13 protein-coding genes are annotated in these 20,292 nt (G+C 43.6%); 10 read left to right on the top strand and 3 right to left on the bottom strand.

All coding sequences use genetic code 11. From position 1 onward, the window contains the following. Positions 1 to 9: 9 nt before the first annotated feature. Complete coding sequence (locus DQW11_RS21650) at positions 10 to 1,275, bottom strand: M24 family metallopeptidase (protein WP_113926226.1); 1,266 nt, start codon at positions 1,273 to 1,275, stop codon at positions 10 to 12. 168 nt (positions 1,276 to 1,443) lie between these two features. On the opposite strand from DQW11_RS21650, the gene DQW11_RS21645 reads away from it, so the two are divergent. The 7 genes from DQW11_RS21645 to DQW11_RS21615 all read left to right on the top strand — a co-directional run bounded on the left by DQW11_RS21645 (position 1,444) and on the right by DQW11_RS21615 (position 10,866). Continuing rightward, on the top strand, positions 1,444 to 2,919 hold the full coding sequence (locus DQW11_RS21645; protein ID WP_113926225.1) for an acyl-CoA synthetase: 1,476 nt from the start codon (positions 1,444 to 1,446) through the stop codon (positions 2,917 to 2,919). 9 nt (positions 2,920 to 2,928) lie between these two features. Beyond that, on the top strand, positions 2,929 to 3,291 hold the full coding sequence (madL, locus tag DQW11_RS21640) for a malonate transporter subunit MadL (RefSeq protein WP_113926224.1): 363 nt from the start codon (positions 2,929 to 2,931) through the stop codon (positions 3,289 to 3,291). Position 3,292: 1 nt separating this feature from the next. After that, a complete protein-coding gene (madM, locus tag DQW11_RS21635; RefSeq protein WP_113926223.1) occupies positions 3,293 to 4,051 on the top strand; it encodes a malonate transporter subunit MadM in 759 nt (252 codons plus the stop codon). A gap of 15 nt (positions 4,052 to 4,066) precedes the next feature. Then, on the top strand, positions 4,067 to 4,486 hold the full coding sequence (locus DQW11_RS21630) for a GNAT family N-acetyltransferase (protein WP_113926222.1): 420 nt from the start codon (positions 4,067 to 4,069) through the stop codon (positions 4,484 to 4,486). 277 nt (positions 4,487 to 4,763) lie between these two features. Next, a complete protein-coding gene (locus DQW11_RS21625) occupies positions 4,764 to 6,245 on the top strand; it encodes an MFS transporter (RefSeq protein WP_113926221.1) in 1,482 nt (493 codons plus the stop codon). Beyond that, the gene (locus DQW11_RS21620; RefSeq protein ID WP_113926220.1) at positions 6,202 to 8,250 is read left to right on the top strand and encodes an amylosucrase; all 2,049 of its coding nucleotides are present in this window, start codon (positions 6,202 to 6,204) and stop codon (positions 8,248 to 8,250) included. Before DQW11_RS21625 ends, DQW11_RS21620 begins: the two co-directional genes overlap by 44 nt. Positions 8,251 to 8,505: 255 nt before the next feature. After that, positions 8,506 to 10,866, top strand: a complete 2,361-nt coding sequence (locus DQW11_RS21615) for a TonB-dependent receptor domain-containing protein (RefSeq protein WP_394337153.1) — start codon at positions 8,506 to 8,508, stop codon at positions 10,864 to 10,866. Between the two features lies 1 nt (position 10,867). Here the strand turns inward: DQW11_RS21615 and DQW11_RS21610 are convergent, their stop codons facing one another. Beyond that, positions 10,868 to 11,602: a hypothetical protein gene (locus tag DQW11_RS21610; protein ID WP_113926219.1), complete on the bottom strand. Its 735-nt coding sequence runs from the start codon at positions 11,600 to 11,602 to the stop codon at positions 10,868 to 10,870. 522 nt (positions 11,603 to 12,124) lie between these two features. Here DQW11_RS21610 and DQW11_RS21600 point away from each other — a divergent pair. Genes DQW11_RS21600 through DQW11_RS21590 form a run of 3 tightly spaced genes read left to right on the top strand, consistent with a single transcriptional unit; the run spans position 12,125 to position 19,618 of the window. Further along, positions 12,125 to 16,273 carry a DUF7507 domain-containing protein gene (locus DQW11_RS21600; protein ID WP_113926217.1) on the top strand — a complete coding sequence of 1,383 codons (4,149 nt, stop codon included), beginning with the start codon at positions 12,125 to 12,127 and terminating at the stop codon, positions 16,271 to 16,273. Between the two features lie 4 nt (positions 16,274 to 16,277). Next, positions 16,278 to 17,240, top strand: a complete 963-nt coding sequence (locus tag DQW11_RS21595; RefSeq protein ID WP_113926216.1) for a PorP/SprF family type IX secretion system membrane protein — start codon at positions 16,278 to 16,280, stop codon at positions 17,238 to 17,240. Between the two features lie 11 nt (positions 17,241 to 17,251). Then, positions 17,252 to 19,618, top strand: a complete 2,367-nt coding sequence (locus DQW11_RS21590; protein ID WP_113926215.1) for an OmpA family protein — start codon at positions 17,252 to 17,254, stop codon at positions 19,616 to 19,618. Positions 19,619 to 19,779: 161 nt separating this feature from the next. Here DQW11_RS21590 and DQW11_RS21585 read toward each other — a convergent pair whose 3' ends face one another. Beyond that, positions 19,780 to 20,235, bottom strand: a complete 456-nt coding sequence (locus DQW11_RS21585; protein ID WP_113926214.1) for a hypothetical protein — start codon at positions 20,233 to 20,235, stop codon at positions 19,780 to 19,782. Between the last annotated feature and the right edge of the window lie 57 nt (positions 20,236 to 20,292).

The raw sequence follows: 20,292 nt of genomic DNA, 5'->3' as shown, positions 1-20,292 counted from the left end.
AAATTCAATCTAAGCAAAAGGCTTATCAATCGCTGGACTCGGAGCGCTGAAGAACTTGGGGCCTGAGGCAGACATGTAAAAACAATCCTCCACCCTGACGCCAAACTCACCCACGATGTAGATCCCGGGCTCATTGCTGAAACACATTCCTTCCTGAAGCGGGGTTTTGTTGCCACGCACCAGATTGGTCCATTCGTGGACATCAAGGCCGATCCCGTGCCCAAGCCGGTGGCTAAAATATTTGTAATCAGGACCAAATCCACCTTTGCTGACAATTCCCCTTGCCACAGCATCCATTTGCTCACAGGTAGTCCCCTGTTGTGCGGCAAGCTCGATTGCTTTTTGCTGAGCCTCCCTTGCGATATTCCATACCTCAGTATGTCTGGCTGTTGGTTTTCCAAAAACAATCGTTCGGCTGATGTCTGAGGTATAGCCTTCTATCTTGCAGCCGCCGTCGGCCAAAATAAGGTCGCCTTCTTTGAGTTTCTGTGGGGTGCTGCTTCCATGTGGGAAAGCGGACCATTCCCCAAAATTAGCACCTATGGAGCCTTTTGCGCCCAAAGCCAGATGCGCCTCAGTGGCAACCCGGCTGAAATCCGCTTGGGTCATGCCTTCATAAAGCGAATCAAAAAGTACTTTGTAGGCAGCAAGCGTGATGTCATTGGCTTTTTGCATAAGCGCAATTTCAGCGGGTGATTTAAACATCCTGCACCCCGCTGTGATAGGATCCGCAAGGACAAAATTCAGCCTTCCACTTTCCTTTTTGATGCCATCATAAAGAAAAAACCTCGAACGCTCTTCAATTCCGACGGTCTGATTGGGAGTGCCTTTGTCCTTCAAGATTCCCGCAACCACCTGATAAGGGCTTTCATGCTCTTCCCAAGTGCGTATGTCGGAACCGAATTTTACCAATTCTGTTACTTTGTCTTCTTCAAACTTTGGACAGACATAAGCAATTTCTCCTTTGGCAGGAATCACGGCTGCCACCATCCTTTCGGAGAGAAAAAAGTCGAAATCCAGAAAATACGCCATGCTGGTCCCTGGTTCGAGAAACAGCGCATCTACTTTGTTTGCTATCATCAGACTTTGTGCTTTGGCTATCCTGCCCAACCTTTCCTCACGACTGATGGGAACAATGTCCGCGGTCATGGGCTTTAACCCTTTCAAAGCCTTTGGAAGGTCTTTTTCCTGGCTGTTTGCAAAACTTAATGAAGGAATAGCCAGGCCGGGGGCCAATGAGGCGAGTTTGAGGAAATTGCGTCTGTTGAATGTCATATGGATGAGGCTAATAAATTCTTACTAAAATAGGCTTTGATTGTTGAATATTGCAATCAAGTTGGATCAAATAAATGATCGCCTTTTGGGACTCGAGCCATTTTTTAGCTCCGACACCAACAATCGATTGAATTTCGGTTTAATTTAAGCCTTCCAAAAAAACCTATTATGCTTCGACTTATTGAAAACTCCAAAAGGTTTGCAACCAAATGCGCCATTGTGGACCAATTTGATTCATATTCTTTTCAAGACCTTTTGGACAGAAGTGAAGTGATTGCATTGCATCTCCTGCAGGGAAAAGAGGACCTTGGCCAAATGCGGATTGCCTTTATGATAGCGCCGGGGTTTGATTATGTGGCGGTGCAATGGGGCATTTGGCGGGCAGGAGGCATAGCGGTACCGCTTTGTGTCACTTATCCTTTGCCTTCCCTCCAATATGTGGTGGAAGATACGGTTGCGGAAATGATCATTTGTGGACCGGAATATGAAGATATCCTGTCTCCTTTTTCTATGATGCCCAACATCCGATTTATCAGGATGTCAGGTTTATCTAAAAATGAATCGGGTGAATTGCCTGAAATAGAAAACCAAAGAGGTGCGATGATTCTCTATACCAGCGGGACGACTAGTCTTCCCAAGGGAGTCCTGACCACCCATGCGAATATCGAAGCGCAGGTTAGTACCTTGGTAGATGCCTGGCAATGGAGTTCTTCGGATTACACCCTTTCGATCCTGCCCCTGCACCATGTACACGGTATTATCAACGTCAATTCCTGTGCGCTTTGGTCCGGAGCAACGGTTCAATTTTTACCAAATTTTGATGCCAAAAAGGTTTTTGAAATTTTCATGGAAGGCAAGGTCAATGTTTTTATGGCGGTTCCCACCATCTATTTCAAGTTGATCGCTTACTATGAAAACCTCTCTCAGACTGAGCAAATGAACGTTACGGAAAGATTGAAGGAATTCAGGCTGATGGTATCGGGTTCGGCGGCGTTGCCGGTATCAGTGATGGAGAAGTGGCACGGAATCTCGGGACATTACCTGCTCGAAAGGTACGGCATGACCGAAATCGGCATGGCCATCAGCAATCCCTACGAGGGTACACGGCGTGCGGGCTATATCGGAATGCCTCTCAAGGGAGTGGAGGTCAGACTATGTGATGAGGCCGACAGGGTAATTCCATCGGACCAACCCGGTGAAATCCAGGTCATGGGCGGCAATGTTTTCAAGGAATATTGGGGAAAACCAGAAGCAACAGCAAAAGCATTCACATCAGACGGTTGGTTCAAAACCGGAGATATCGCCGTCGTGGAGGAAGGGTATTTCAAGATTCTCGGAAGGGATTCTGTTGACATCATCAAATCCGGAGGATACAAAATCTCCGCTTTGGAAATCGAGGAAGTTCTTCGGAAATATCCGGGTGTCAAGGATTGTGGGGTCATAGGAATTCCGGATGAGGAATGGGGGGAATTGGTAGCCGCGGCTTTGGTGGCAGAAAAGAATATAGATGTCAATGTCCTGAATGCTTGGATAAGGGAAAGGATGCCTGCCTACAAAACCCCACGAAAGTTCCTAGTGGTGGAAGATTTACCGCGAAATGCAATGGGCAAAGTCACCAAAAATGAATTGAAAAAACTGTTTTAATCTGAAAACATGAAAATAATTTACGGAGTCGCCCTTTTGGCACTTTCCTACCTGATCGGGCAGTGGTTGGGGGAGTTTTTTGGAAACCTGCTCGGCATCAATGCCAATGTCGGGGGAGTAGGATTTGCGATGATCATCTTGAAGGTCTTGAAGGAATGGTTTATCAAAAACCGTTGGATGAGTCCTGATATAGATTCCGGCATAGACTTTTGGAACAAAATGTATATCCCCGTGGTCATTGCGATGGCGGCAAGCCTCAATGTCAAATCCGCAGTTTCGACAGGTACTTTGGCCATTGTTGCCGGGGCGGTTCCGGTGGTTGTTTCTTTTTTTGTTTTTCCCTTGATTCTCAAAAATTTTCACAAAAACTGAGATGGATATATTCCTGAATTTGGTGGAAAAAAACGGCCTTATTTTGGGCTTTTTGGTGATTGGGATCATTGTGGCCTTTTCTGAGCTTTTTTCCAAAAAAGTATTGAACTCCAAAATTCCGGGATCGGCCATCTCCATTTTCTTGGGCTTGGTTCTCGGGTATGTGGGCGGAGTATTTACCGGGGGAGAAAAAGGGTTGTCAGACATTGCCATTTTCAAGGGAGTCGGGATCTTGGGCGGCGCCATGTTCCGTGACTTTGCCATCGTCGCCACAGCGGCAGGGGCAAGTTTTTTTTTGGTGCGCAAAGCCGGTTTTTTGGGCATGATTTCTTTGATTTTTGGTATTGGGCTTTTCTTTTTGATGGGTGTTCTACTCGCCTATGCTTGGGGATATCGGGATGCTGCGAGCCTTTGCACGATCGGTGCCGGTGCTTGTACTTATATCGTGGGCCCGGTGACGGGTGCTGCTGTGGGTGCGAGTTCGGAGGTGATTGCGCTGAGCATTGCTGCAGGCGTGGTCAAGACGATCGCGGTAACCATCATTACGCCAATTGCTGCCAATAAAATAGGCCTGAACAGCCCGGAATCAGCTATGGCATTTGGAGGATTGATGGGAACATCTAGTGGTGTGGCTGCCGGATTAGCGGCAACAGATCCCAAGTTGGTGCCTTATGGAGCAGTGACTGCGACTTTCTACACGGGATTGGGTTGCCTGATCTGTCCTTCGGTGTTCTATATTTTGTTGGAAATGATTTTTTGAAAAGATAATTAAAAGATGATAATCAAAGAAGTTTCTATAGACCAAATTCTCCCCATCCGCCAACAGGTCATGTGGCCTGATAAGCCCATTGATTTTGTCCGGGTTCCGGAAGATGAAAACGGGATCCACTTTGGGTTGTTTGTGGAGGAGAATCTGATTTCGGTGGTTTCGGTTTTTATCCACGGGCAGGAAGCCCAATTCAGGAAGTTTGCCACCTTGGAACAGTTTCAGGGAAAAGGATATGGATCAAAACTCCTTCAGTACATTTTTGATTTTTTGGAAGAAAAAAACACGAACCGAATCTGGTGCAATGCAAGGATTTCAAAAGCAGCTTATTATCAAAAATTCGGAATGACCACCACCGCAGCCACTTTTGAAAAAGAAGGGATGGAATATGTGGTGATGGAAAGAGTTTTTGAAATGCACGGTTTTTGATTTTACACCCAAAAAATTTTCGCTGATTTTTGATTTTTTTTACCAAAAAACAGTGGATGTCGATTCATTTTCCGCAACCGTTATAGATCGGTTAAAAAGCGGGATTTGGGTTTGGTACTTCCTCAAAAAACGCTGTCTAAGTGCTGTTTAGCCATTTCATCGTTTTTCATTGGATGAATTTTTAGAAGATTATTTTTCTATTTTAGATTTCCCAAAATGGGGTTTCCCCATTTAAGGATAAAAACAGAATTTACCTGACCCAATTAACCTTCCCTGCATGAGCAAACCACGGCTTTCCTTTCAACAGATCATCAATATGAATGTCGGCTTTTTTGGCATTCAATACAGCTTTGGATTGCAGCAGAGTGCAGTCAACCCGATTTATGACATGCTTGGCGCACAACCGCATGAAATCCCCATCCTGAACCTTGCCGGACCGATGACCGGATTGCTGATCCAACCCATTATCGGCGCTTTGAGTGACAGGACTTGGAGTCCAAGATTTGGCAGGAGAAAGCCTTTCTTCTTCATAGGCGCAGTTTTTTGCAGTATCTGTCTTTTTTTATATCCATTCAGCAGTTCTCTTTGGATGGCAGCAGGCTTGCTTTGGGTCTTGGATGCAGCCAACAATACCGCGATGGAACCTTACCGTGCCTTGATTGCTGACAAACTTCCCGAAGAACAGTATGCCACAGGTTTTCTTTCCCAAAGTTTCTTTACCGGATTGGGGATAACCCTCGCCAATATTTCGCTATTTATCTTTCAGATGTACATTCCGGGAACTGCCGGTTCTCTCCCGGTTTGGGTGTATGCCTCCTTCTTTTTAGGTTCAATTTGTTCGATTACTTCGGTGGGATGGAGTATTTACAAAACCCCCGAGATTCCACCGACTGAGCAGGAATTGCTGGTTTTGAACGAGAAAAACAAAGGACTACCTCATCCTGCCATCCAGTTTTTTCTTTCTCTGATTACCTCATTGGTGGTGTATATTCTCTTTGCCTTGCTGTTGGTTCCTTCGATTTTTGACAGGACTTTGATTCCTCGGTTGATTACTTCGATGGAGAAAAACAAATATTCCCGAGTTCTTTTTGGCGAAAACCTGGAAATCATCCACTCCGTCGTCGATATGCCTTCGGTGATGTGGAAACTTGCATTGGTGTACCTTTTCCAATGGTATGCACTCTTTGTCTATTGGCAGAATGCCGCCAAAAGTATCGCCCAATCAGTATGGAAAACTTCTCCTGCTGAGGATATGAAACTTTTTGAAGAAGCAGTGGGATGGACCGGTCTGGTCAATGGCTGGTATAATGTCGTCACTTTTATGTCTGCTTTCGCCTTGGTTGGCGTAGCCAAAAAATTTGGTCCCCGCAAAGTCCATTTCATCTGTCTGATTCTGGCGGGACTTGGCTTGCTGGCTTTTCCCCATATCGAAAACAAATATGCATTGCTTGTTCCCATGACAGGATTTGGGATCGCTTGGGCGAGCATGATGGGAATTCCTTACCTGCTTGTAGTCAATGAAATTCCCAAAGAACGATATGGAGTCTACATGGGCATTATCAATATGATGATTGTAATCCCGATGATCCTGCAGACCTTGAGTTTTGGATTTATATCCAAATATATCCTCAGCAACAATCCCGGGTTTGCCATCACTTTTGCCGGGGCATTGTTGCTTTTGGCAGCATTGGCCACTTTGAGAATCAAAGAAACCCATGATATCGATACCGCATCAGCCCCGATGGGAGGCGGACATTGATACAGATGCTGTTTTCAATTACTTATTCAAAAAGAAAAAAATACCCTTTTCCATGGCCACAGACCATTCATTGACAGACTTCATCCGAAATATTCTTTCCGCCAACGAGCTTAAATTATCCATCAAAGACAAAGCTTTTATTGCGCGGCTGAATGCAGGAATGGCTTCCATCACCCACTTATACTATCAGATTTACAGTACCCATCCTAAAAAAGATGAACTCTTTGAGCAATTGATAGCGACTCTGGTGAGGGCCTATCAATCCCGGGAAAAAGACCTTCGCAAAAGGGATGAAGAAAAAGCCAAGAAAGATCATTGGTTTTTGAGTAATGAATTGGTGGGCATGAGTCTCTATGTGGACCGTTTTGCGGGGAATCTGCCGCAGCTAAAAACCAAACTTCCCTACCTGGAGGAACTCGGAGTAAACTTCCTGCACCTGATGCCGCTATTTGAAAGCCCTGAAGGAGAAAGTGATGGTGGATATGCTGTTTCGGATTTCCGAAAGGTGGATAAGAAGTTTGGTACATTGGAGGATTTGATTGGGTTAAGAAAAGAAATGCAGCAAAAGGGGATGTACATGATGCTGGACATTGTCCTCAACCATACTTCCCACAGGCATGAATGGGCCGAAAAAGCCAAATCCGGAGATCCTTATTTTCAGGATTTCTTTTACATGTTTGACAACAGGTGGATTCCTAATCAATATGAGGAAAAGATGCCTGAGATTTTCCCCGAAGCAGCACCCGGCAATTTTACCTATGTGGAAGAATGCCAAAAATGGGTCATGACGGTTTTTCATAATTACCAATGGGATCTCAATTACATGAATCCTCTGGTATTTAGGGAAATGTTGGACAACGTCCTGTTTTATGCCAACCTCGGCGTGGATGTGCTGCGGGTAGACGCACCGGCATTTATCTGGAAAGAAACAGGAACCACTTCTCAAAATCTCCCTCAGGTACATACACTGCTACAGTTGATCAAGGAATGCGTCCTCGTGGCCGCTCCCGGAATGGCGATATTGGGAGAAGCCATTGTCGCACCAAAGGAAATCATCAAATACTTTGGGACAGGTGATTACACTGCAAAGGAATGTGATTTTGCCTACAACGCTACCCATATGGCGTTGCAATGGGACATGCTTGCCACCGGCGAAACCGACGTGATGCTTGCCGCCCAACATGCGATTTTGGAAAAGCCATTTGGAACCTCCTGGATTTCTTATACCCGATGTCACGATGATATCGGGATGGGTTATGAAGATTATATGATTGAAATGACCGGTAAAACACCCTTCAGGCACCGCAGGTATTTGATGGATTATTATTCCGGAAACCTTCCCGGCACCCCGGCTAGAGGAGCACTATTTTCTTTCAATCCCAAAACCGGTGATGCGAGAATCAGCGGCACTTTGGCTTCTTTGTGTGGGCTTGAAAAATCACTGTATGAAAATGATTCCCACGGGCAAGACATTTCCATCCAAAAAATCATCCTGATGCAGGCGCATTCCCTATTTCTTGGCGGCATGCCAATGCTGTACTACGGAGATGAAATAGGGTATACCAATGATTACAGTTTCAGTGATGATCCGGGAAAAAGCTACGACAACAGGTGGCTGCACAGGCCTTTGATTGATTGGGGAAAAGCAAAAAGAAGAAATGAAGAAGGAACGGTCGAAAACAGGATTTTCTCCCAAATGAAGGCATTGATCAAAATCCGGAAGAACCTGCCTGTGATCGGAGATTACAAAAACCTAACTTGGATATCGCCGCACAACACCCACATCGCGGCTTTTTTAAGATCTTTTGAAGGAAAGTCATTTTATGGGGTTTTCAATTTCAGCGACAAATACCAAAACCTGACTTGGTATGCATTTAGAGAAAAGGGAGATTCACCTGAATCACTTTTCGATCATTGGTCTCAAAAAGAAATCAATGTAGGTCCTGACCATGAGTACCTTTGGCTTGAGCCTTATCAGTTTTGTTTGTTGGAGTCAAGACAGTAGGGGTGGGATTTTGTGATTTAGGTTTTTTGCAATTGTATTTGTTTAAAAGTAGTGAAACAGTATAAGGGAGTCTGAAAAATTCCGCTGATCAAAAATCAATACTTTCGGGTTTTTTAAAATAATATATTGCTTACAAATGATAGGTGAGAATATCTTTCTTATTCATTTCAAGCCTATTTGATAAACCTAATTTCAGACCTTACTTTGAATCCGTACCTGAAGCAATCAAAAACCCGATCCAAGGTTTTGGTTTTCATCCTTACCTCGATTTTCATTTTATTCTTTTCTTCCCTTGAAGCACAGCAGGGAGGCAAAGGTAAGGTGACAGGGATAATCACAGATGCCAATTCAGGAAATCCCCTTTCTTTTGCCACAGTAGCCATTTACAAAAGTCCCGAGCAACTGGTCGAAGGGAATATTACGGATGACAAAGGCGAATTCACCATTGATATTCCTTTTGGAACATACTATGCTTTGATTGAATTTATGGGTTTTGAGCCATTCAAAAGCCCAGAGTTTCAGGTTTCAAAAGAGCAGCCGGTATACCGTTTTGAATCTCTGAAGCTCAGTCCGACCATGAGCAACCTATCTGAGGTGGTGGTGGAAGGTGAGAAGGCTTTTATGGAGCTTGCTTTGGACAAAAGGGTATTCAACGTCGGTGAGGATCTGGCTAATGCCGGTCGGACGACAGCCGATATCCTGATGAACCTGCCTTCGGTGTCGGTAGATACGGAAGGAAATGTCAGCCTGAGAGGATCCGGAAATGTGCGGATCCTGATCGATGGGAAGCCTTCTGGTTTGGTCAGTTTCAAAGGCAGCCGTGGTCTGCAGCAACTACCGGCGAGTATGGTCGAAAGCGTCGAGGTCATCACCAATCCCTCAGCAAAATACGAAGCAGAAGGGATGGCAGGAGTGATCAATATCATTCTGAAAAAAGACAACAACCAAGGCTTCAACGGCTCATTTGAAGCTACAGTGGGCGATCCGCTCAATCTTGGATTGGCTGCCAACCTGAATTACAGGCACAAGAAAATCAATTGGTTTGTCAATTATGGCTTGGCCAAAAGAAGACAGCCGCGCAACGGGACCTTATTTCAGGAAGCTTTTGGAGGAGATACTCTTTTCATTTCTGACCAATCCACCACTGGTGTAGTCAACAGCCTCAACAACAATATCCGGGCGGGATTGGATTACTATTTCAATGAAAAAAGCATCCTGACAGGTTCGTATCTGTGGAGGAGAAGTGATGCGCACAGGATCACCGATATCAGGTATGACGATTACATTTTTTCCAAAGACAACCTCCAGAGCTACAGCAAAAGAAGGCAGGACGAGACCGAAATGGAACCCAATTCGGAGATCATCGTGAGCTACAAGCGCTCTTTTGAGCAGAAAGGTCACGAGTTTGTGGCAGCCTTTACTTATTTGGATTATTGGGAAAATTCCGATCAGTTGTTTACCGAGGACACTTTTTCTCCCGAGGGAGTGATGGACCCAAGCCAATCTTTGGTACAGACTTCGGTCAATGATGAGTTTGAAAAGCAATACCTCATTCAGATCGATTACACCAAACCGATTGGTACTGGCGGCGGAAAATTTGAGACAGGATTGAGGAGCAGTTTTAGGAATATGGAAAATGATTTTCTCGTGCAGGAGAAAAATGAAAACGGTGATTTTTTTCCAATTCCCGGGCTTGACAATATCTTTCTCTATGAAGAAAATATCCATGCCATCTACGGCATCTTGGGAAACAAATCCAACAAATTCAGCTATCAGGGAGGTTTGCGTGCGGAATTGACAGATGTGACGACCACTTTGGTCAAAACCAACGAAGTCAACCCGAGGAATTATATCAACTTATTCCCATCCGCGCACCTGACTTACAATGTCAATAAGGAAAACGCAATGCAGATTAGCTACAGCAGGAGGGTGAGAAGACCTGTTTACAATGACCTGAGTCCATTTGTGACTTTTTCAGATGCAAGAAATTTCTTCAGCGGAAATCCAGACCTGGAACCGGAATTTACAGACGCATTTGAACTCGGTCACATCAAGTATTTTGAGAAAGGATCACTATTTTCAACCATGTACTACCGGGATACCAAAGACAAAATCGACAGGATCAGGACAGTCGATAACCAGGGAAATGCCATTACCATCACAGAAAACCTCAATTCCGAAAGGGCTTACGGGATTGAATTCACGACTGATTATGCCATTTTCCCTTGGTGGAAAGCGGACATCAATTTTAACTTTTTCTATGCCAAAATAGACGGGAGCAACATTCAAGATGACTTTGTAGCCACGACTGTTTCTTGGTATGCCAGACAAAATTCCCGTTTCATCTTTGGAAAAGGGTACGATATCCAATTAAGGGCCAATTACCAAGCAAATCAAAAAACGGCTCAGGGGGAGCGAAAGTCAATCTTCTTTATGGATTTGTCAGGAAGCAAGGATGTCCTGAAAGGAAGGGGAAAGTTGATTTTGACGATTGCAGATATTCTAAACTCCCGTAGAGACAGGTTTATCACCGAAGGGGAGGGTTTTGTGACGGTGGGTGATTTCCAGAATGTGGTCCGGCAGGTCAATCTGACCTTAAATTATAGAATCAAATAGGTCAAATCTTCTTTGTCCTTTTTTCCAGTTTTCCGATTTTTTCCTGAAACTGTATCTCCAATTCATCGATAAATGTCAAAGGATTGTCGTAGGTTTTGAGGACGTGGTATAGGTAATTTGCTTCCAGAGATTGAAGCTTCCTAGCCAAACTCTCCTTTTTGGTCTTCAATGCCTCTAACCTGATTTTGGGATTTACAGCTACTATTTCTGTCAAATTGCTTGTTTCGCCGGAATTTCCCAAAATATTGATTCGGTAAAAGTTGAGCAGCTGTTCCAGATCCCCATTTTTATAAATATTATTGAGTTGGGCGGTAAGGTCAGTGGCTGTTTTGACAGCATCTTCTTCCTCGCTTGGCCCAAGTTTGTCGGGGTGTACCTGTACGATGGCTTCTTTGTAGAGGCGCCTCAATTCCTGCTTTTCATCTTCGCTTGATTCGGGAGTAAATTTCTTGGCAGGTTTTGGTGAAAGTACCTGGACAGGTTCCTTATAATTTTTCCCCCGCTTCTTTTGCTCCAGCCTTTTTGCTTTTTTCAATTGTTGCTTTTCCTTCATTTTTTCATTGAGGGATACCAATCTGGAAATCAGCAAACCAAGCTTTTGGCGGAGGGTATTTTCGAAGGTGGAGATTTCCCCTCCGATGATGCTGATGTTCTCTTCCAGAACGGAAATTTCCGCCAATAATTTTTGGATGGAATCCTTATTTGGAACAGAGTTTTTTTTGGTTAATTCACCCATGCTTTTTTGGAGAGAAATTGTAAAAGTAGCATTTCGTCTTTCGGGAATTTGAGTAATTTTTTTGTAAAAAAATCTGAAACGACTTTAGGTTGAAAAAAAAATTATTTTTTTTCAAAAATTTTTTTAGACCGAAATCTTTCCAAATCAAGAATTTGGGAAAAAGTCCAAAATCTGGTTTTAGCACTTTTTTGGAATTCGTCACAAGTACTTTGTACTTTATGCTCCTACTGCTCAAAAAGGGCATTTTGCCTAAAAATAATTTGAACGATTTCCTTTTTTCATAGTCCTTTTTTGATAAAATTTCCATAAATAAGATTCTTGTAAAAATATTATTATTTCCAAACTATATATGTACTTTAGCCCAACAAATGATAATCTTGTCATTTATTGGCAAATCACCCGAAGCGCCGATAGTGGGAAATTAGCCTAAAGCCCCTAGTAAAAACTCGACCTAACTCTATCTAAATCGCCTAAAGCGAAGTTTGTTTTTCTTAATTAATTTCTACTTAAAATAGATTGTTCATGAAGCAATTTTGCAAACAATCTGTATTGCTTGTCATCCTGTTTATTTCATGGTTTCAACTGCAAGCATCAGCAGATTTTTTTCATTCTTCCGCAGGGACTTCCGATTTTTCAACAAAATCCGGACCAGGAACCGATGTGCTTTCCGGTACCACTATACACAGTGCGGAAAGTAAAGGGAATTTCGATGCAGTAGCAGGACTTGAAGTATTCAAGGTTTCCAATGTCATCATTGTACAGGCTGGTGGAGAAATTTTATACACCGTAAGTGTATTCAACGGCGGCCCTGACGCGGCTACCAATGTGACTGTGACAGACGTGCTTCCGGTAGGGACTTCTTTTGTGTCTGCTACCAATGGTGGTGTTTTCCAAACAGGGACTGTGACCTGGCAATTTCCAACCATTGCCGCCGGACAGACAGAAGTACTGACTGTTAGAGTTCTGGTAAATCTTGGAGTGGTAGAAGGAACAAAACTCACCAACGTAGCACAGGCATCAAGTCCGGATGACCCTGCTTCACCTAAGACCTCTAACAATGCCGATGTAACCGTCCTCAAAGGAATCATGCCAATATTGGGCATCACCAAGATAGCTGATAAATCAAGGGTTCGATTGGGAGATGATATCACTTACACGATTTCGGTTTCCAATACCGGAAATGCCTTTGCCACAGGGGTAAACATATCAGATGTACTGCCGGCAGGAACCACGTTTGTATCTACCGACAGAGGAGGAACCCATTCCAATGGCACAGTCAATTGGTCCATAGGGCTTCTTTCTCCTGGTCAGACTCTGGTAATTCAGCTGGTAGTTCGGGTCACCGGAAGTTTTGTAGGTGGTGAAGTTATTACCAATACAGCAACTGTTGTTAGTCCTTCGGATCCGTCTACACCAAAAATTTCAACTCCAAGTCAGGTCATTGTCGAAGAAGTCAAACCTGAAATGGCAATCACAAAGAAGGCAAATGCCCCTACGGTGTTTGCCGGAGAATTAATCTCCTATACCATTCAAGTTACCAACTCCGGAACAGCTCCTGCTACCAATGTGACCGTGACAGACCAATTGCCTACCGGAACATTTTTTATCTCTGCGGACAATTCTGTAACCCATAATGCCGGGCTTGTGACCTGGACATTGGGAACTATCAATCCGGGAGTGACCCGAACCATAAACCTTGTGGTTCAGGTTGGGTTGACCGTACCAAACGGAACAGTCATCATCAATGGCGTGTCAGTACAAAGCCCGAGTATTGCTGCACCTGTGCTAAACGCTCCTGATCCAGATAATGAGGTAACAGTAGTTTCATTGCCGGAACTGACGGTTTCCAAATTGGCAGCGGCTCCAAAAGTCAATCCTGGAAACGATATCACTTATACAATTACAGTTTCTAACCTTGGTACTGCCAACGCCACGAATGTAACCGTGACAGATGTCCTGCCTACAGGGACTACTTTTGTGAGTGCCAGTAATGGTGGTGCCCATGCCAATGGGACCGTGACTTGGACAATTGCAAGTCTACCAATCGGAGAACAGGAAGATTTGGTTCTTGTAGTCAAAACTGCCACAAACCTTACCGACGGTACCCAGCTTTCTAATGTTGCTTCTGCGGTTAGTGCTCAGGATCCGACAAATATTGTCAGTTCCCCTCCAAGTATTGTCACGGTAGAAGTCATTGCTCCTGTTCTTGGTATCACCAAACTTCCGGGTGCCTTTACCGCAAATGCAGGGGAAAACATCACCTATACCATCACGATCAATAATACAGGAAATGCACCGGCAAACAACCTGATCGTTACAGATCCCCTTCCTGCAAATACGACTTTCGTATCAGCAGACAACGGAGGAACATTTGCCTCAAATCTGGTTACATGGAATTTGGGTGCATTGCAGGCAGGAAATTCGATTAACCTTGTGTTGGTAGTAAAAGCAGATCCAAGTACTCCTGCAGGCACTAGGATTAGAAACATTGCAACAGCCAATAGCCCAGGAAACCTTGCAGGACCTGTCTTAAGCAGCAATAGTCCGACTTTGGAAGTAGTAATTCAGAATTTATCCAATTTAGTAATTTCCAAAGCCGCAGACAGGCCTACCATCCGTTCAGGACAAAACATCATATATACGATTAATGTAATCAATAACGGCCCAAGTGATGCCCTTGCTGTGGTGGTAAACGATGCCCTTCCGGCTGAGACCACTTTTGTCAGTGCTACTAACAGTGGAGTCTTTGCCAATGGAAATGTCAGTTGGTTGATTGGTACCATTAAATCCGGAGAGCAGGTTAGCCTTCAGGTGACCGTAACGTCCTCAGCAGCTTTGGTTGATGGGAATGTGATCACCAATGTGGCCACAGTGGTCAGTCCATCTGACCCGGCAAGCCCAAAAACCTCTCCACCAAGTTTGGTCACAATAGACAACAGCTCTCCTATCCTTGAAATCAATAAAACACCGAATGCTACGGCTGTCAATGCAGGAGAAGAAATAGTATATACCATCAACGTCAGCAATACCGGAAATGCTCCTGCTACCAATGTGACAGTCACTGACCAATTACCTGCGGGGACTACTTTTGTCGCAACAGGGAATGGGGGCACACATGCGGCAGGAACAGTGACTTGGCTATTGGGGACAATTGCGCCGGGTGATTCCATCACATTGGTATTGGCAGTGAAAGTCGGGGAGGATGTCTTGGCGGGAACCAAAATCAAAAACATCGCCATCGCAAACAGCCCGGATGATTTTAATGATCCGGTGGAAAGCAGTCCAGATCCGAGCTTGGAAGTTAACATTACCACTCTGGCAAATTTGACCATCACGAAGTTATCTTCTGCCCCAGAAGTATTGGCAGGCGGAGAAATCGTCTATACCATTTCAGTGACCAATAATGGTCCAAGTACCGCACGAAACGTGGCAGTGACCGATGTGCTACCTGTCGAAACGACATTCGTCAGTGCAGACAATGGAGGAACCCATGCTTCAGGAACAGTTTCATGGACAATTCCTACGATCAACTCAGGTCAAAAAACTGATTTAACATTGACCGTAAAAGCGCTTGAAAGCTTGGTCGATGGGCAGGTTATCAGCAATGTCGCTACTGCGACTTCCCCTACAGATCCTACAGGCCCTAAGGTTTCTGCTCCGAGTTTGGTCACGATAAACAATTCTTTGGAAGATACCGAGGTGGCTGTGACCAAAGAAGCATCTGTTGCCTCAGCATCACCGGGTGAGATAATTGAGTACTCCATCGTAATTACCAATAATGGTGAATTCGATGCAAAAAATATAGTAGTTACCGATACTCTTCCTGAAGGGCTGATCCCTATGGAAGCTTCCAATCTAGGGGTGATCGTAGACAATATCGTTACTTGGAATATCCCTATTGTTCCGCCGGATCAATCGCTCACTTTGACCATCTCCGTGATGGTGACCCTGGAAGAAGGTTCTGTTGTCAATGAAGTATTGGTGGAAGGCACCAACTTTGATGACGTGGAAGCTGCTTCCCCTGCACTCACAGTCAATCAGGTAGACCTGAAGCTGACCAAAGAAGTTTCAGCCAACATTGTCGCCAAGGGAAGTACTTTCAAATACAAACTTACTGTTGAAAACCTGAGTGACACCAAGGCTACTGTGGTCATCCTCAGCGATACATTGCCTGCGGGTGTCCAATACAAAAGTGCAACGGCCTCCATCGGAGAGGTAAGTTTTGATATCGCAGAAAATGCCGTCATCCTTGAAATCGATGAAATCCTTCCGGGTGACATCATCACTTTGGAGATAGAAGTCACTGCGGAGTCCATCGCTGATATCACCAATATCGCCCAGGTGGTTTCCAATGAGAAAGACTCCAATCCTGTGGACAATACCGCCACGGTTTCACATCGACAGATGGAGTTTTCGATTCCAAATGCTTTCTCACCAAATGGTGATGGCATCAATGAGGAATGGATAGTCAAAGGTCTTTTGGATATATATCCAAACAACAGACTCGTCATCGTCAACCGTTGGGGTGTTGAAATATTCAGAGCAAGCAATTACCAGAATGATTGGAATGGGCAAGGAGTGGGTGAAGGGACTTACTTCTACCAATTGACCCTAACCACACAAGATGGCCAAGAGGAAGTGTTCACCGGTTATCTGACCGTAATCAAGTAGAATTATGAAAAAATTATCCATTCTATTTTTCTTTGGGCTGCTGCTTTCCCAAGATCTTTTTGGTCAGCAGGTACCTCAGTTTAGCCAATACATGTTCAACCCACTGTTTATCAATCCTGCATATACGGGATACAAGGAGCAGCTTTACCTTCAGACCTATTACCGAAAGCAATGGACAGGCGTCGAAGGAAGCCCGGAGACATTTGCCATAGGTGCCGACGGGTATTTGCCTGAGTCCAGGATCGGAGTTGGGCTAGTAGGTGTTTCGGACAAAATCGGTGCACAGCGTACCAATGCTGTCTATGGTAATATTGCTTACCACCTCCATATTGCACAGTCAAGTTATCTGAGTTTTGGGATGGGAATAGGACTGATCAATTCGATGATTGACGGATTGGCACTATCCACCAGCAATCCCAATGACCCTAGCATCCCGGCAGTAAAAAACCAAATTTCTTATCCGGATCTCAAATTGGGAATGTTCTATTACGATGACAGCAAATTTTTTGGAATTGCGATAGACAATATGATCTCCCCTAGGAACCAATCTGAAAACACAGATATCTTTGTGGAACCAAGAACGCATTTTTACCTTACAGGTGGTGGATTAGTAGAATTATCTCCTGATATTGCGCTCCGCCCAACTTTCATGATGATTGAGGATTTCAATGCCCCTGCAAGGCTTGACTTGACTGCATCCATGGTTTATAAGGAAAAATTGTGGTTCGGAACCACTTATAGGACTGCCTTGGATTACGCCAACAGGGCAACTTCTGACAATTTGAAAAAAGGAACAGCCGTAGTTTTATTATTTGAGTTTTTTGTTAAAAACGGACTCAGGGTAGGCTACGCATACGATCATAATATTTCAGGCTTTGATGTCAGGAATTTCTCCACACACGATATCTCTATCGGGTACATGTTTGCCCCAAACCGTGTCAGGGTAGTCTCTCCTAGACATTTTTAAATACCAATACAATGAATAAACGATACATACACCTCCTATTTTTAGTCCCGATCATGGTTGGGACCTCCTGCTCTTCATACAACAGTAGTATCAAAAGGGCTAACCAACAGCTGGAATTATTCAATTTCAAGGATGCTTCTTATGAATTTGGAGAAGCTTGGGAAAAAAAGGAAGACAGTGAAACTGCCCGCGGTCTTGCCTATTCCAATTACAAAATGCGGGACTTTGGCAAAGCAGCGGCATGGTACAGGTTTTTGGAAGACAAAGACGAACTGACTACAGAGGATTCCTACCAATATGCCGAATCACTGATCGCCAATTCCAAATTTGACGAGTCTGCCAAGATCCTCGACAAGATGATCCTCAAAGACGGTGAAGTAAGCAAACAACCAAAATGGATGATGCTGAGGAAATCCGCAGGTGAGGCAAAAGAGATTTTGAACACCCCAACAAAATACCAGATCAAACCTCTGAAATCCCTGAATACAACCTATTCGGAATTTGGTCTTACAATAGACGAAGGAGTGATTTTCTTCAGTTCGGATAGGCTGTCTGACAAAAAAGGAGCAGTTGGACTGACTGATAACCAAAGGTATGGCTGGACCGGCAATGGCTTCCTTACAGTATATGAAGCCAATTTGAATAAAACCAACGATGACCTGGAGAATATCGCTTCTTCCAAAGTTTTCCAAAACGAAAACCATATCGGCCCGATCCATAAGTCGGGTAGCATGATGTTTTATACCGTGACCGAAGCGGGAAACGAAACCAACAAGCGGGAAGGAAGGAAGTTTGGATTGACCCTATACCCTGAAATACTATACAAGGAAAAGAAGGCAGACGGAACATTTACTGAAGCCAAGTCGCTTAGCATCAATTCCAATTTGAAATATGGTGTCGCTGATCCTTTCTGGGATGAAAGCAAAAAGAGATTGTACTTCTCCTCCAATATGCCCGGCGGATTTGGAGGAAGTGATATTTATTATCAGGATTATTTGGGAAATGACAAATGGTCCAATGCTGTCAACCTAGGAAAAGATATCAATACCTTTGGCAATGACAGATCGCCTTTTATTTATGATGACATCTTTTACTTTTCTTCCGAAGGATTGGGAGGATTGGGAGGATTGGATATTTATAAGTCAAGTATGGTAGAGACTTCATTTTCTACTCCCGAAAACCTCGGTGTCCCTTTCAATTCGAATAAAGATGATTTCTTCTTTTTCAAAGACAAATCACGAAATGGGCAGGTTTTCCTAACCTCAGATAGGAATGGAAGTGTGGGGTTGGATGATATCTATTTCGTAGAGGAATTGGAAGAGGAGTTCTTTACAGTCACAGGAGTTGTCAAAGACAAAGAAACAGGAGTTCCGATCGAAAATACCGTAGTGACACTTACCGACGCAGCTTCAGGAGTCAATACCTCTGTGGTGAGTGATGATGAAGGAAGGTTCACGTTCTTTTTGCCACTCAACAATACTTACACAATTGAAACCGTAACTTCAGGCTATTTCAATCAGGTGAAAGAAGGGTTTTCTACAAAGCCAAACCAAAACAACAAACTGGATCTGAATGTATTTTCCGAGAAAGTATCCTTCGACAAAGGCATCAGGATTTTTGATATCTATTATGATTACAACAGTGCTGACATCAGGTCTGACGCTTCCGTAGAGCTGAGGAAAATCATTGAAGTGATGCGGGATAATCCGCAGTTCAGACTTCAGATGTATTCCCATACTGATTCCAGGGGCAAGGCAGAATACAATGTGAAGCTATCTGAAACAAGAGGCCTTTCAGTGTTGAATTACCTCAATACCGAAGGGATTGTTTCCCGTAGGGTGAGGTCAGAGGGAATGGGAGAATCAAGGTTGGTCAATGACTGTGTGGATGTAGTGGAGTGTGATGAAGAAGAGCACCAAAGAAACAGAAGGACAGAATTTGTCATCATGAACCTCGCTTCTTTCGAAAAGAACCTTCCTTATGAATCTTTCAAATTTGAAGATCCGGACCAAAAAGAAAGGATTGAGACCCTTGCTGTTCCTGAACTCCAAGCTGTACCGGTCAATGTAGAAGTGGTCGTTTCTGAAGTGGAGGATGAGGAAATTGATCCTACGATCAATGGGGCATTTACTGTCACGCCGTCCAATAACTTCAACCATTATATCATTATCGAAAGCTGGCAGACAGAGTATATGGCAAGTTTGAGAGCTAAGGAACTTTCCGGCACTTACAAAGTCAACGTGGTGCCTCCAACAGACGGAACTTCCAATTACAGACTTTCAGTGGCTGTGTATCCAAGCATGGAAGAAGCCGCAAGGAATGTAAACAGATTCAGAAAAGAATTCAATGACGAAACGATCTGGATTTTGGCTTATTGACGAGGAAATAATTCCATCCTAAGCATTATCTAAAAAAATAATTTCCCGCAGTTCCCGGATCTAAAAATTGGATTTTGGAACTGCGGGATTTTTTTTTGGAAGGGGACGTATTCGCCATCCTTCATTGATAGCATAGTTGGCCTTTTTGCAGAAATCACTTTTTAAAAGTTTGCAAATTTTGACATTCTTGCAATATCACTTAATAACTTTTCAAATGATTTGTCACTCCAAAATCTAGAGTGCATATAGCCATGAAGGACACTATTTCTATTATCGTCTGAATCAAATTTGGTTGAAAATGAAAAATAACCCTTTAATTCTTCTAAAAGACTTAAGAATTCTTGGCTTTTGTCTTTATTTTCTTCAAGGGCTAGATTTATTAAATTAACACCAACTTTCCGTTTTTTCGGTGTTCCATCCTCCCTTAAAATTTCAATTCCATATTCACTAGTAGTTGTTCTAATTAATTCTTCTAAATATGAATATGCAAATGGTGTTAATACTGAATATGAATTTGGGAAAGACGTATAAATATCCTTTGCAACCTGCCAGTCAGGTGACCAATTCCAAAAATGCGAATATTGGATAATCTCTTCAAATAACTCAGGTATATTCATTTTACTTATTTTAAATATTCAATGGAACATATTTTATTTATTTTAATCGAAACCATT

The organism is Cognataquiflexum aquatile, assembly GCF_003316845.1.
GTDB classification, from domain to species: Bacteria; Bacteroidota; Bacteroidia; order Cytophagales; family Cyclobacteriaceae; genus Cognataquiflexum; species Cognataquiflexum aquatile.
This window is presented reverse-complemented; position numbering and strand designations above follow the sequence as displayed.